Source organism: Pseudomonadota bacterium (assembly GCA_030860485.1).
In the GTDB taxonomy this organism is placed as follows: domain Bacteria; phylum Pseudomonadota; class Gammaproteobacteria; order JACCXJ01; family JACCXJ01; genus JACCXJ01.
Genome location: JALZID010000372.1, coordinates 1 through 14,389, shown reverse-complemented (window position 1 = coordinate 14,389; position 14,389 = coordinate 1). Strand labels below are relative to the sequence as shown.

General features: G+C 62.2%; 13 protein-coding genes. 2 read left to right on the top strand and 11 right to left on the bottom strand.

The window, feature by feature from the left end; all coding sequences use genetic code 11:
• Positions 1 to 457: 457 nt before the first annotated feature.
• Together cas2 and cas1 are read right to left on the bottom strand one after the other, a co-directional pair.
• Entirely contained in the window at positions 458 to 748 is a 291-nt protein-coding gene (gene cas2, locus M3461_22965; GenBank protein ID MDQ3777002.1) for a CRISPR-associated endonuclease Cas2, read from the bottom strand.
• 6 nt (positions 749 to 754) lie between these two features.
• Positions 755 to 2,479: a CRISPR-associated endonuclease Cas1 gene (gene cas1 / locus M3461_22960; protein ID MDQ3777001.1), complete on the bottom strand. Its 1,725-nt coding sequence runs from the start codon at positions 2,477 to 2,479 to the stop codon at positions 755 to 757.
• A 170-nt stretch (positions 2,480 to 2,649) separates the two neighbouring features.
• On the opposite strand from cas1, the gene M3461_22955 reads away from it, so the two are divergent.
• Positions 2,650 to 2,946: a hypothetical protein gene (locus M3461_22955; protein MDQ3777000.1), complete on the top strand. Its 297-nt coding sequence runs from the start codon at positions 2,650 to 2,652 to the stop codon at positions 2,944 to 2,946.
• Entirely contained in the window at positions 2,946 to 3,599 is a 654-nt protein-coding gene (locus M3461_22950; GenBank protein ID MDQ3776999.1) for a nucleotidyl transferase AbiEii/AbiGii toxin family protein, read from the top strand. The genes M3461_22955 and M3461_22950 overlap by 1 nt, the downstream gene beginning before the upstream one ends.
• Before the next feature lie 573 nt (positions 3,600 to 4,172).
• Here M3461_22950 and M3461_22945 read toward each other — a convergent pair.
• The 9 genes from M3461_22945 to M3461_22905 all read right to left on the bottom strand — a co-directional run bounded on the left by M3461_22945 (position 4,173) and on the right by M3461_22905 (position 14,246).
• Positions 4,173 to 4,562, bottom strand: coding sequence for a type II toxin-antitoxin system VapC family toxin (locus M3461_22945; protein MDQ3776998.1), 390 nt, complete (start codon positions 4,560 to 4,562; stop codon positions 4,173 to 4,175).
• Positions 4,559 to 5,707, bottom strand: a complete 1,149-nt coding sequence (locus tag M3461_22940; protein MDQ3776997.1) for an Arc family DNA-binding protein — start codon at positions 5,705 to 5,707, stop codon at positions 4,559 to 4,561. Before M3461_22940 ends, M3461_22945 begins: the two co-directional genes overlap by 4 nt.
• Complete coding sequence (gene cas3u / locus M3461_22935) at positions 5,700 to 8,636, bottom strand: type I-U CRISPR-associated helicase/endonuclease Cas3 (protein ID MDQ3776996.1); 2,937 nt, start codon at positions 8,634 to 8,636, stop codon at positions 5,700 to 5,702. The genes M3461_22940 and cas3u overlap by 8 nt, the downstream gene beginning before the upstream one ends.
• Complete coding sequence (gene csb2 / locus M3461_22930) at positions 8,629 to 10,206, bottom strand: type I-U CRISPR-associated protein Csb2 (GenBank protein ID MDQ3776995.1); 1,578 nt, start codon at positions 10,204 to 10,206, stop codon at positions 8,629 to 8,631. The genes cas3u and csb2 overlap by 8 nt, the downstream gene beginning before the upstream one ends.
• The gene (gene cas7u / locus M3461_22925; protein MDQ3776994.1) at positions 10,206 to 11,495 is read right to left on the bottom strand and encodes a type I-U CRISPR-associated RAMP protein Csb1/Cas7u; all 1,290 of its coding nucleotides are present in this window, start codon (positions 11,493 to 11,495) and stop codon (positions 10,206 to 10,208) included. The genes csb2 and cas7u overlap by 1 nt, the downstream gene beginning before the upstream one ends.
• On the bottom strand, positions 11,495 to 11,845 hold the full coding sequence (locus M3461_22920; GenBank protein ID MDQ3776993.1) for a hypothetical protein: 351 nt from the start codon (positions 11,843 to 11,845) through the stop codon (positions 11,495 to 11,497). Before M3461_22920 ends, cas7u begins: the two co-directional genes overlap by 1 nt.
• 358 nt (positions 11,846 to 12,203) lie before the next feature.
• Positions 12,204 to 13,220 (bottom strand): Fic family protein, encoded by a 1,017-nt coding sequence (locus tag M3461_22915; GenBank protein ID MDQ3776992.1) that lies wholly within the window; start codon positions 13,218 to 13,220, stop codon positions 12,204 to 12,206.
• Positions 13,210 to 13,722, bottom strand: a complete 513-nt coding sequence (locus M3461_22910; protein MDQ3776991.1) for a nucleotidyltransferase family protein — start codon at positions 13,720 to 13,722, stop codon at positions 13,210 to 13,212. The genes M3461_22915 and M3461_22910 overlap by 11 nt, the downstream gene beginning before the upstream one ends.
• 254 nt (positions 13,723 to 13,976) lie before the next feature.
• Entirely contained in the window at positions 13,977 to 14,246 is a 270-nt protein-coding gene (locus tag M3461_22905) for an acylphosphatase (GenBank protein ID MDQ3776990.1), read from the bottom strand.
• Positions 14,247 to 14,389 lie beyond the last annotated feature (143 nt).

Sequence of the window (14,389 nt, the reverse complement as noted above, 5' to 3'; positions counted from 1 at the left end):
ACTTCAATGAGGCCGCGGCGAATCGCCGCGGAAAACGCCCCTACAGCACGAGGCTCAGGAAGAAGGATACGACTTCAATGAGGCCGCGGCGAATCGCCGCGGAAAACATGCCAAACCCTTATGGGCGTAAGCCCCTCGACCTGACTTCAATGAGGCCGCGGCGAATCGCCGCGGAAAACGATCGAGCCCGAGGTTATACGCGAAGCGCCCCGCGCCACTTCAATGAGGCCGCGGCGAATCGCCGCGGAAAACAGCCCTGGTGGAAACCCGCATGGCAGGCCGCTCGGAGGGCGGTGATGCGAGCGGTGCTTCGGTAGATGGTTCGCGGGTTGGCCAAAGCTCTGGCACCACGTCACCTTGCGACAGTAGTATCCTGATTGTTAAAGAAGCGCCGTTTGCGAGCGGTCACCAGGGATGTCGCCATCACCGGAGCGCTCGCAACGGTGAGGCGAACATGCTACACGATGATAGGCGCGCGTTCCAGGGCTTTGAACGGCTTTCCGAGGCTCACGACCCGCGGCACCACGCCCTCGGCGGGACCGAGGTCCAACATCAGTACGTGGTCTTCCTCATGGTTAATGATCTGGTCGAGGGTGGCGGCCAGCTCGGCATGGCGTCGGCGGGTGAGGCGGCACTGAAAGACGGAGAGCTGTAGCCATTCTCCGTAACCGTTCATCAGGGAGAAGACGGCCCGCCAGCGCTTGGGGTCCGAGATATCGTAGGTGACGATGAACAGGTGCTCGTCCATGACGGCTTATCGGGTCGTGAAGTTCGGGTACTCGGTGATGTCACCGAGCAGGAAGCGGCTGAGGAGTCTTGCCTGGACCTCGAACAGTCTCCGATAGCTCAGGCGGTATCCGAAGAGCGGGTGGGTGATCACGTGGTCGAGGCGCCGCTCGAAGGCGGCGATGAAGCGCTTGCGCCCGTCATTGGTGAGGTTCACCGCCCCCGCGGCAGATATGAAATCGGTGGGCTTGACCTCGCCGTTGTTGATGGCCTGGATGACCGCCGAGTCGGCCACGAGCGGTCGGAACGGTTCCATCATGTCGAGCGCGAGGGCGGGGCGGCCGTAACGTGGTTGGTGATAGAAACCACGGTAGGCGTCGAAGCCGACCGCGGTGAGCGTGACGGTCCAGGTGCGCACCAGCAGTGCATAGGCATAGGACAAGAGCGCGTTCACGGGGTCGAGCGGCGGGCGGCGGTTGCGCTTGGTGAAGTCGAAGGCCAGGCTGTCCGGATCGGGGTCCTGTTTGATGAGACCCGAGAAGGCGCCGAAGTAGCGCGCCGCGGCGCTTCCCTCGAAGCCGAGCAAGGCGTCTAGGTTTCCGACCCGGGCGCTCTGCTCGGCGTCGTGCTTGATCTCGGCAAGCACCCGATCGGGCGGCGTGGCTCCACGCCAGTTGCGCCGCATCAAAGTACGACAGTTCTGGATCTTGGCGCGCACGAAACCCTTGGCCAACGCGAGACAAACGCGCTCGTCGAAGCTCCCGCGGTACTGGGCGGTGCGCAGCTCGACGTTCTTGTGGCCCGTCCCCTGGGTATGCCCGAGGAACCAACCGCCGTAGGAATGCCAGGTGACGGGGGTCTCCCGACTCATGAGCTCGTGCAGGGTCGGCGTGCTGAGATAGATGTTTCCCATCAAGACGACCTGGGACACGTCGATGAGCCTGGCCGTCGTGACCAGGTTATCGTCCACAAAGACCTCGAGGGTTTCTCCGCGCTTACGGACCGATCCCCCGCGCGCCTGCACGTACAGGGGTAAGGCGCTGTCCTGAGCGACGCTCAGGGGGCGTGGATCGGCGCCGCCCCGCTTGAGGAAATTGACCTCGTCGGGGAGGCAGATCCCGACCAGCGAGCAGCGCGGGCACTTGGGGCTGTCCTGCAGGGGCGGCGGCATCTGGCCCCCCGCGGCGACGAGCCGAAGACCGTTGACGGCCGCGAGCGTCATGGCCCGCAGCTCCTCGTCGAGCTCGACACGCACCCGCTCGCGCGAAGCGGCGAAATAGAGGATGCCCGCCTCGCATCGATAGCCATGCTCCTCGAGGATCATCGCCTGCACGCAGAGCTGCACGCGTTCCGGGTTGTAGGCCCCCTTGGGGATATGCGGTCGCTTGCCGCGCTTGTAGTCCACCGGCGTGACCGTATCCCCTTCGCCCTCGACCAGATCGAGCTTCGCGATGAGCCCGAGGCGGCTCGATGACAACGTGATGGAGCGCGCATGGATGCGCTCGCCGGCATCGACGTCCGCCGGATCGGGCAGGGTGCCGGCCGGTTTATCGACCCGCCGGTGCTGGAAACGTCCTTCTACGGTATCGCTGGACTCCGCCCATTCGCCCTGTACCCATTCGAGGTAGGCGAGTCTCGGGCAGTATTGGTATTCGTTGACCATGCGCGCGGGCAGGAGCGGCAGGTCCCCAGATAGTTCTGGGGCGGGCAGCGCCAGTTCGCGTTGGACGGGCTCGGCATGCTCGGTGCTCATAGCGTAGCTCCCCGTGCTGTTATCCGCGGCAGCACACGTGGGTCAGGCCGTTCGGACTCATCTTGCCGGCAAACCGACCCTCGTCCTCACTGCGCCCCTTCGACAAAGGCATCATCAATGCCATAATAAGAATGTCGCTCTTTGCGCAGCTACACCGCACCTTTATCGCTATGACGCCTGAACCCCATCCGTCTGACTGGGATCCCTGGGTCCTTTCGACGATCAACGCGCCGTTGCCGGAGCCCATCGATGGCGATCGCCTGGCAAATTTGATCGCGGCGGACTCGGAAGCCGTACCGTCCTGCGTCCTCGATAGCTTTTTCCTTGAGGTCCCGCCGGAGGCGGCACTCCGATTCCTCGCCGCCCGCGGGATCTCGATCGAGACGGCCAAGGCCGCTTTCCAAGCCGCCTGCGCATCCTCTCTCCCGTCCGGGAGCCGCGCCCGGAAACGCTGGGAGGCGCTTTGATGGCGCCATGGGAAGTCCTCTGGCCGAGGGCCATGGCGTGCATCGCGAGCCTCGAGGGCCACTTTCCGCCGCCCGATTGGACCTTCGGCGGCGGTACCGCTCTCATGCTTCACTACGGGCACAGGCGCAGCAGGGACATCGACATCTTTCTGCGCGATCCGCAGTACCTGACGGCCCTGTCCCCGCGCTTGAACGACCATACCGAGGCCCTCACCGGGCGCTATGTGGAGCAGTCCAATTTCCTGAAGCTCATCTTCGACGGAGGCGAAGTGGATTTCATCGTCGCTCCGAGCCTGACCGCCGACCCCTATATGATCAAGACCGTTTTGGGAACCGAGACCAAAATCGAAACGCCCGTGGAGATCGTGGCGAAAAAGGTCTTCTATCGGCCGGAAGAGTTCTCCCTGCGCGACGTCTTCGACTTCGCCTTCGTCCTCGATCAAGACCCGCGAGCCATTCGTAACAACCTCGATGTCTTTACCACGAAATGCGACGTGCTGTCGCTGCGTCTGGAGCGGTTGCGCGCGCTGGGGCCCTTCGCTGCCCAAGCCCGCGCCGCCCTCGATCTCCTTCCCAGGGGAGTGCCCTGTCTGGAATCGGCGATGGAGAAGGTCATGGAGTTTCTCCGACGCTGCAGAATGCCGGGACCCTGAGACGCGGTTCGGCGCACACTTTAGATTGTGACTCTACCATAGCGACCACCGGATTGCGGACGCTCACCCGACGCAGAGCCCAGCGCCTGCCATGGCTCGACCATAAATCCGAACCGCCGAAAGATATCGGCCTTGCTTGGTCTGTCCGGGTGTGACATTGAAAGCGCATGGTCAACGATCTTGTTGGGATCGACATATGCTCGGTTGCCTGGTCGATGCCTGTCTGTCAAAAATCGTAACCCGTGGCAACCGAAGCCTGCCAGTCCTCCGCCGCGTCTCAGGGTTCGTCGGCGCTATCCGGTACCTGCAATTCCGCGAGCGCACGGCGAGCGTGCGGCGATGGTCTGGTAGCCGGTCAAGAGGATTCACATAGGCACGTCATTCCGGCATGGATTGCCGGAATCCAGAGTACATGGACGTAGGTGGCGTCCTGCATTCTGGACCCCAGCAATCCCTGCCGGGGTGACGAATCACTTCGATTTAATATGACTGGAATCTCACCGCTTAAAATCAGTCCGTATATCCGCCGGTAAGGGTGCGTTTAGATCCGACGCCGTCACCGGATTGTGGTGGTCAGCAGCGGATCAGCTCGACGTCATACTGAGCGAATATTACATCTGCTGAAATGAGCGCGATCTTTTCGATCTGTGATTGCGACACCAGTAAGCGATCGAACGGGTCCCGGTGGATCATCGGCAGGCGAGCCACCCGCGTCGCATGCTGCAATGACACTTGCAAACCGTGTATGCCATCGCGCAGCAACCGTGGGCCTATAAAGTCATCGGGGTGTTCCGGCAAGGGCAATTTGCCAAGCTGATACTTGATCGCGATCTCCCAGCAACTCGCTGCCGAAAGATAGAGGTCGTTCTCGCAGTCACCCAACAACCCTGCAGCCGAAGGCGATAGTCGGTCCGGAGATACCAAACTCCACAACCAAACGTGTGTATCCAGCAGCAGCCTCACCGCTCAAACTCATTTAGCAGATCCTCCGGCAAGGGCGCGTTGAAATCGTCCGGCACTTCGAACAACCCGGCATCCCGTCCCAATACGCGCGGGTTGCCCTTGGATCGCCTTTTCTCCCCGAGCGCCCGCTCGAGTAGGGTGAGCACTTCCTTCGTCATGCTGCGGTGGTGCTGTGCCGCTTGCTCCTTCAGCTTGCGATGCAGTTCCGGCGGCAAGGCCGGGGTAAAATTGCGGAATTTGCCTTGAGTAATTCGCTGGCACCGGTAGACTTCCACCACCCCCACGGCTCCAAGTTTCTTTCGGTCAGGAGATTGTTCTTGTAAAGCAGGAAGTGCTAACAGTGAACGCACTGTATCGAGGCTGAGCGCACCGCTCCATGTCGGCCAAGTCCAGGCCAAGCCCTGCTCGCGGCGCCGAGTAAACCCGGTGGTTTCCAAATCTTTTCCACGAGGCGCTGTCGGTAGCAGCGGTAGCGCTTCTATAGCAAGGCGGTTGGCGCCCCACATGCTACCCCCTTCCTTCCTTTCTGGATCCCCACTCGGATTACGCCATTGTAGCGCATAGCGAACATCATCGATCGGATCCCAGCGCATGGTGTGCTTCTCTATGGGATCGTCGTAATACCAGGGCGCAAAGACGGCCTTACGCAGGTGGGTGTCTTCCGTGTCGTTCACAAAAGTACGCATCGTTCCAAGAAAATGCTGATGACCAGATCCGCTCATCGTGCGGAAGGCTGTGTCGGATATCTTTCCTGTTGTTTTCCCGTTTTCTTTCGTTTCGACGATCTCGCTCCCAAAGGCCGCGATGAAGTCAGCGAAACACCGGTCTTTCGGTTTCGCCGCCGTTTGTGCAGCCAGCGCCGCATTGCGGAAATGCGCACAAGGGATCGCTAAATCGTCGGCAAGAGCCAATGCGGGGTGGCCGACCATACTGCGTAAAGCCGAGCTTATGCCAGCCAGCCACTCGTCTTCGCTAATTTCGATCCCGAGATTCAAGCGAGGGTGCCAGCCTCCCGTGTCCTGTTCCCAAGCCATACGGATGGGCACTTTCGGCCATTGCAGGGAAGATGTCCGAAAGGCACCTAACGCTGCTAGATAAGCCAACGGATTGCCGCCGTTCAACCCGATTAGAATAATATCAGTCATGTTTATTCTCCCGCAGATGAAGCTCCTCCCACTCGCTCCGGCGGTGATCGGCGAGCCGCAGGATGGCCTCCAACCACGTCAATCCCCACCAGCCGTAGCGACGAGTGAGCCGCCAGAAACGGTCGGGCACGCCGGAATCGAGTTGCTCCAGACGGGTGGCGCTACATGCGGCAAGTTTCCGGCCTCGGAATTCCAAGCTCACGTCAACCGGCGCTTCATCCTCGACTACGGGGGCAAAAGGACGGCAGTGACCGTGATGGCTTTCTACGAGGTGAAGCAGGAGGTCGCGCAGCGGGCCCTCTTCTGGCAGCAGATCGGGTACGCTCTCCAGGAGCCGTGTGGAAAGAAGTTCGTGCCGGCCGGCCTTCGGATAACCCGCCCGCTCGCGGGCAGTTTCGCTCGCTTTTCGCCCTTGCGGCATGTCTCCTGACTTGGCCAGGAGCTCGCCGCGAGCCCACGGATTGCCACCCTTGAGCCAGGCCTGGAAACGGGGGTCTGCCTTGCCCAGGTCGTGACCGAGCCCCGCCCGCGAGATCACACCGACAAGCTCCTCCGGCAACCTACAACCTCGTGCGAAACGCTCGGCAAAGCCGGCTACGCCGGAGAGGTGTTCCTCAAGCACAGAGTGTACGGTGCCGGAGGCAGAGACATCGTCCTCGTCACTGAAGCTGTCAGCCTCCATCGCGCCGAGATCTATGCGGCGGCTGCCGCGCAATAACAGGCCGCTGGTCGGATGCAGGCTTGTGCCTTTGGGGAGTCTCCTGTCGGTCGCGAGGCTTGCGGTGATGGTCTTGAGCCAGACCGGCGTTTCGGGCGCTTCGGTCACCGCAGCGAGCGCAGCTTGCAGCTCGTCCAGCAGGCCGTCTGGATCTTCGTCCAAGCGGCTCTGTGCGTTGGTGGCCAACTCCGCCAAACGCGAAATGGGCCCGCTCTGTGGCCACTGTTTCAAGACCGCTGGATGCAGCCGCAGCACCGCCTTGCCGCGCGCCTGGAGATAAGCCCGGTCGCCCCAGTCGGCCACGGGGTTGTCCGTGCCCAAGGCCGCGAGCACATCCCAACCTTGGAGGCTTGCGGGAATCACCACGACGTCCCCAGGGCGGATGATTCTTGGGTCGCGCACGACTTCGACTTCCTCGCGACCACGCCAGCGAATCACCTGGCGGTTGATCTCATCGACCGTACCCTTTTCTCGACGGGCCGGCGGTTCCTCGACCTCGGTCGCGCCTTCCACATCGGGACCCGCGGTGTCCGCTGCGCCCTCAAGCCAGCGCCGCATCAACCCTATGGGCACCGGCAGGCATTCGGGTGCGGCGGGAGGGCAGAGCGTTACGGCTTCCTTCCAGGCCTCTTCGTCGTTGCCGGTGAGATCCGCCCGCCAGCACACTTGCACATCCGCGGCACTGCTTTTCGGGCCGTGCAGGAACAGGGCTACTTCGGGTGTAGGCCAGGGTTCCGGCGCGGTCTGCACCAAGGCGTCCACATGCGCCGGCAACATGACCGGAGCGTGGCTGGTTGGGGCGTTGAGCGATGGAAGATCGGCACCATCGAGCCGGGATGCGAGGGCTGAGATGCCGAAGTCGAACGGGTCCATATCACCCGCGTGTTCTTTCAACCATTTCCACGTTGCGGCGAGCGCAGTGCCATAAACGGGATCATCGTCGCTTTCTTCCGCCTGGTCCGCCCGCACCAGAATGGCCGCTCTCGCGTTGATGGGCCGACCCATGCGGTTGAGCCGCCCGAACCGCTGGCGCAAGGCGTCGAGACTCGCGCATTCGGTAACGAGCACATCGAAGTCGAGGTTGGCCCCCACTTCCAGGGTTTGGGTGGCAACTACGAAAAACGGTTCGCTGAGCTCGCGGCCTTCCGATGCGTCTGCAGAGAGTGGGGCCAGCCGGACGTCGACCGTGTCGTCCTTGTCGATGGGCCGCATCCGTCCCGTAAGGAGGATCGCGTTATCGCCGTGTTTCTTCGCGAGAACGCCATGGGCACGGCGCGCGGTATCCACGCGGTTGCAGAAAACCACGGTGGCGATGGGATGGTTACTGGCCAATCCTTCGGCCTGTTTGACTAAAGCCTTCGCCATTTCGCCGTTGGCGTTCGCCCCCTTGGCCTTGTCGGCAACGAGGAGCTTCCCGGGTTTCGCCGCTTTTTGGCGCTTGCCTAGCGGGTGCGCAGGATCGTGCGGCTCACCCGACTCGTCCCGGAACACGTCGGCTAGCCCTTTGGGCGGCGTCGCGCTCATCACGACGACGTGGAAGGGAGAAGGGAGTGGGATCTCGGCCCAACCTCGGTATTTTTTCACCGCATTTAGGGTTTCGAGCAAGGGCTGGGCGCAATGGGCCTCGTCCAGCAGGATCAGGCTGTCGTTGCCCGCGAGCCCGGCCTGGATGGGCCAAGCCTTGAAGGATCGCCCATACGCACGGAACAGCAGGCGCGAGCCGAGTTGGTCCACGGTGCTCGCGATGATCGTGGGCTGCAACGGCGATTTGGCCCAGGCGTCCGAGCGATACATGCCCCCACGCAATTGAAAGCACGCGAGCGGTTGCTCGCCGCCAGCGACCTGGCGCAGTCGATCGGCGACGTCCCGAAGGATGCTGGCTTCGGCGGTGCGAAGCTTTTTCGTGAGCTTGCAGGCGCGCTCGAAGGCCTCATCAACGATCACCCGCCGGTCGACTACGAAGAAGATGCGTCTTGGTGCCGCGAGCATCTGGCCGGCCGCGAGGCGATTGGCTTGGGCTGCGAGGGCATAGACCGCGATGTCGAGACACGCCGTCTTACCCGCTGCAGTAGGCAGGGCGATGGCCCCGGGCCACGGCGCTGCGTCGTTCTCCAGAACCCGCTGAGCGAGGGTCTGCTGCCAGGCGAACGGCACCTTGCCCCAGAGCGCTTCAAAGAAATCCGCGAAGCCTTGGGCATTCAAGTCAGACATGGCTTTCCCCGCCCTGCAGCATCGGCCGGCATAGGCCGTAGCCCCGGAAGCGCCCTGCGCCCACGATCACAGGGCCTTGGATCGCTTCCTCGAACACGATCGCCGCGTGGGTGTGGTGCATGCGCCCCCCGTCCTTCTTCCGCGAAATCCAGGGGAACTCGTTGCTCTTCGGCACGCCCTCGCATAGGGATACCGGGTGCAGGAGCACCTCCACCGGCCGAGGCAGGCCGACGCGCTCGCAAGAATCCTTGACGACTTCGGCACCGCGTTCCCACTTGTCCGCGCCGTCGAAGTGGCGATCGAGCACCACGGGCGTGACGGTCGCCCAGCGCCGCGATGCGCGCGTCCAGGTGTCGGAACGCAGGTTGAAGGGCGGCGCTTCGCGAGTATCCAGCTCAGCGCCGCATTCGAGCCATTGCCCGTCGAAAAGGCAGATGCGGCACGGCTGGCCATGTTTGTCGCGCAGCCACGGTTCCAGAACACGAGCCGCCTCTGTGGGATCCAGGTCGCGCGGCAGAGCAACCGCTAAGCCCATCAGCCTCCCGTCGGCGTGCTCTGCTCCTACGAACGGCAGAGGCAGAAGGGCGGCATGCGGTTTTGAACTCGGTTGGCCATGGTGGGTATGGCCCGAAACCCATTCGGGGATGGGTTCGGGGCACGCCGAGAGCAATGCGCCTCGCAACGCCTCGGTGAGCTTGAGCGTCGCTTGAAGCGGTAGCCGCTTGCCCGAGAGTGCCAGCACCAATAGGCGGGGATCGAAGACGCTGCCATGTGGTTTCGTCTCTCCGACCGGTCCGGGCACGTCGTAGCCTTGCCACAACCCTGGTTCCGGGCGAAGGCTCACAGGGCGGCCATGTGGAAAGCGTTCCTTGAGCTCTTTTTTGAGCATGGTGTTTTCCCTCCCTTTGGCGGCTCTGATCCGCGCTTCGAGATCGCCGTGAACGATCACGGCCTCCCGGTTACAGCGGGCCTCCAGGTACGCGAGGCGCCCAGGGCCAAAGACGCGCAGACGATGTTTCGCGACGCCGGCCCTTGGCGCGAGATTGGGGGCCGGCGGTGTTTCCGCAAGCCACATCTGCACGAGGGAGGCCGGATGACCGATGGCGGTTACCTTCCGACAAAGCGATGCCAATGGATGCCTATGTCGTTCTGCAAAAGCATCGTGCCAAATTAAATGCACGCTCGAATTGTGGGGAATGGCAACCGGGAAGGCGCGCGGCTGGCGGTCTCGTCCTATTGGAACGGAACCCATTTGTGCAAAGGGCTTTTCCGTTCGGACCTTCTTGACGTACTTGACCATGATAGGGTTCGAGGAGTCGTTCACTGGGACGAAACTTGTGGTGACCTCCCGGAGGTTGGCCCCAGACGCGGCGATTTCGGGCGCATCGAGGCTTTCCAGCCAGTGCAACGCTTCGCCTTCGGCGACATCCTTGCCCGTCTCGAACCAGGCGGCGGCAAGGGCCATGAACACGCGGTCAGGATGCGGTGGCCATTCCGCCCGTTCCTTCTTTGCCCCATCCGCCGCGGCCATCGCCCACCCCATCAGGTAGCGAATGCCGAGGCCGAACATTACTCGCCTCCTTCGACCGTCTGCCGCACGGCCAGATCTTGGCTCCGCGCAACGAGCTTAATGAGATCATCGGTAGGCGTGAGTACGATTTCATCCTCCCACGGGAGCCCGGCTACTTTGGCATGCTTGACCGCGGCGTTGAACAGCGCGGTGGCCTCCGCGCCGGTCAGTGCATAGGACTTGGGCTCCTCGCCTGGGGTATCCAGCAACTCCCAGTCGAACTTCTGGGTGGGAAACAACTGGCAGCGCGAACGCAGATCTGCACCCTCTTCCCGAACCAGTGCCGCACCCAAGAGGCCCAGCGCCGCTAGTACCGTGCGCGCGGCCTGGTCTACCGCCGGATCAGAGTCCGCCCCCCCGTTCAATGGAAAGCGCAGGCGGCGTAATGCCGCAAGCGACAGAACGGTCGTTTGCATTGCGCGACTTATGGTGAAACCACCAGGTAATGGCTTCTTGGTGTTCGCGTCAACGAGCGATGGTGTGATATTGCCGTGATTGATCTTGGAAGGCTTACCCTCGTCCTGATCCTTCTTAGGATCCCACAACACATCCTCGCCTTTGGCGTTTTTTGCCCACAGGATCTTCTTTCCTTCTTTCTCTAAAGCCAAAGTTGGAACAACCGTCCAAGCTTCGCCGTCCTTCGCCCTGAAGACAGGGCCGGCTGCTTTTTGAATTTGCAGGGGATCAATTCGACTGCTTGGTCGGCATCCTTCTGTCGCGTACAACCCCGCCATCTCCGATACCAGCGCTCGCTGGAACTTGGCTCCCAATCCGCCACGCGGGCCGGTGGAATCCCACAGCCCGAAGACGAGAGCGGTGGGGCAGAGGCCGAAGAGGCCCGTGGCGTTTCTCACGTCGGCGGTGTCGAGCACCTTACCCTTCTCCGATCTGCGAAAGATCACCCCGTGGAGCAGGCTATCTCGCAGAATCGCATCCGCCACCCGGTGTGGGGCTTCCAGGCTGGTGACCGCGAACTTCTTCTTGAGCGAATCGTGATCAAAGCGCACGGTCACCAGCGGCAGTTCGATCCGCGCCGTGCGTCGCGCTTCCAGCAAGGCCAGTTCCATGCGATTGGCCTGGGACTGCACCGAATCGAGCAGCACGCAATCCACGATCTCGCCGCCATCGAGAATGCGTTTTTCCACTGCGTATTTCCCACCCTCATAGGTGGGCGGAAACACTTTGTCCCCGATCCCTCCGACGGGTTGGTATTCGGTCACACAGCGGAAAGCGGCAGCATGGCCGGCCACCGCTTGCCTGAGAATGTCAAGTGTAAATGTCTCGGTCATTACGTGCTCTCCTTCGTCGGAGTTGATTGATCAGCGTCACCCGTACTTTGGCGGTGTTTCTCGAAGATCCGTTGCCAGTCTTTGAGCGCCACAAACTCGGGTTCACTTCCGTCTCTTGGCCATTGCCACCAGCCGCCGGCTTGCTCTGCCAGCCACGACAGGGCTTGGGCATCCTTGCCCCAGTGGCTGCCGTCGGATTCTTCGTCTGAAGATAATTCGATGCCAGCACGCCATTTGAGCACCTGCTCCCAGAGCGTGAATTCCAGGTGCGAGACCCAGCCAGCGCACCAGCGTTCCTCGGACAGGTATGCCATGTAGATGCGCAGAGCACGTGCTGCTTCGTTGTTCACGTATTGAGTTCCTCCGCTAAACAACGACGGATGTGACATCTTAGATCCGTGCGTAATGAGTCAACGCGATGGCGGCAGTTTTCCAAGCCAGAAATGTAGGGTAGGTTCGGCATGCTGTTTATTCCGCAACCCACCGACTCGGCCCGCGCAGCGGGTCTCGTTTCCAAGCCGTCCTGCAAGGTGCCGGCCTGCGGCCGACGGGTTGGTGGGTTACGCCGCAAACAGCGCGGCTAGCCCACCCTACATCTAGGTCGTATGCAGAGGGGGCGTGTGAGTTTATTGACGTCGTTTTATTCAACGTTCAACACCTTAGAATCTAACGGCGTTGGCGGTAGGCCAAGGAAGTCGTGAACTTGGATCATGCCTCAGCTTCCTTCTCGAACCGCCCGTGCCAGATCGCGGCCAACGGCCCCCAATCGGCTCGGTCGCCGGCCTGGAGCGCTCGCAGATAGCGTTCGGTGTCCGGGCCGGGATCGGGGGTGGGGTCCAGGGCGGGCATGTCGAGGCGTTGCAGGAGCTCGGCCAGGAAGACACGGGTGAGGCGGCCGTTGAAGTCCTCGAAGGGGTGTATCCAGAGCAACCGCCCTTCGGCGAATGCCAGGTACTCCAGGGTGCGGTCGTCGGGCGTTTCGGTGAGAGCGGCAATCCGTGCTTCGAGGTCGCGGCAGTAGTTCCGCATGAGCATAGGCACCTGCGGATAAGGCGGGGCTTCGTGGTCACCGACGCGGACATCCACGTGCCGCCACCGTCCGGCCATGTCGGGCACCAAGTCGCCGCAGACGCGCTGGTGAAATTCCAAAATCAGGTCCTCGCCGAGCGCCCGGTCGGAGAATCGGCCGTCGGCGATATCGGCTTCGAGGTCCTGAACTCGGAGAGCCAGGTGGGGCGCCAGCTCGGCATAGCTCTGGATGCCCAGCGTGGTTTCTACGAAGCGGATGTTTGCGTGCGACGATTGAGCTCGGCTTCCAGCATCTTCTGGTTCACTGGTTCCCCCTCGAAGGCCATGCTGCGAGCGACCTTGCGGGGGATCCGAGCCAGACGGATGCGCCGCTGCTCGGTTGCGGGCAGCTTGCGCCACCGCGCCACGACTTGTTTCCAGTCCATGGAAGGGATTATCGACTTTCAACAGGGGATCGGCAACTTGTGGATTGCGGGAGGGGTGGGTCGCTCCGGGTTCGTCCGCCTGTCGTGACGCCGGCTTGAATCCGCCCTGTGCTCGGATCTGCTGTAAGTGGCGGACGACATCCGCCATGCCCTCGACCGCTTGCAGCTTTCCCCGCAGGCTCAGCGAGCGGAAATACCGGAGCTGCGACAGGTTGTGCTCATCCCACCCGCGCTGCGCGGACCGGCGGTCGGGTTGCCCATCAGTGGACATCGTCCGGATTCTCCAGTAGCAGTCTCAGTTGTCGGACATCCTCGCGGTCCTTCTCTCGACCGGTCGTTTCCTTCATCCGAATCAGTGTTTCGATTCGCACGAACCGGATGTGTAGACCGGGCACGATCTCTCCCACCAGGGCGTTGTCGTACTCCTGGTCGAAATCGAACGGTTCCGCGACGAACAGATCGACTCGCGTCTCGGGATGCCGATCGCTGTGCAACTGGAATACGACCATCCCTTTGTCCTGAATCCATGACTCGCGGATCGCCGCGTCGGCAAAGTCCCGTCCGGCTACAGGCACGAGCGGTCGGTAGCCCAATGCTTCAAAGGCTGTCAGGGCATGTTCCGCATTGTCCGGTTGCAACTGAACGACCAGATCGAGGTCGAAGGTCACCCGACCATAACCATGCGCCGCGACCGCTAGGCCGCCGACGACCAGATAACGGACGTCGGCCGCGTTCAAGGCCCGCATGATAGCTTCCAGATCGGCCAGCTTCATGGTCGATCCATCCCCGTGTTCATGAATATCATTCTAGTTCTAGTGCCGGCCACTCGTATCCGCACCGGCGCCCGTTATCTCTACGAAGACGCAAGAGGTCCGGCATCGTCCGCTTTGTCACCGACTCGGGGCGACATGTTCGTGTGGACCAACCGGTGCGAGTCAACTAATTGCTGGCGCGCCCGAGAGGCAACGCATCTGCCAGGCCGCGAGATAGGCAAGCGGTAGGGTTTTCTCGCGGCGCGTCTTTCGCGTCAGCGGATCTCGAATCCCCGGCAGACCTTGGGATCCGCGGGCTCGCGCTCGACGGATACGACGTGTGCGTACTCGGGCCCGCGCCGGAGCCAGGCTTCGAGCGCAGCGAGGTTCGCCTCGTCTCCGGAGGCCAGGACCTCGACGGCGCCGTCCGGCGTGTTCCGCACCCAGCCGGTGAGGCCGAGGCCGAGGGCCCGCTCGCGGGTCGTGGCGCGGAAGTAGACGCCCTGGACCCGCCCCGAGACGCGGTAGCGAAAGCACGTGTTCACGATGGGATTTATTCCGGTCTAGCAGCCTGTCGGACTAAGGTTGAACGGTACAGCGGCGGCGCAGGTGCTGAGCGGGACCATCGTTGGTCGAACGGTCATTGATGCTGTAGGGACGGTGAAATGATGATGATCGGATCGATCCC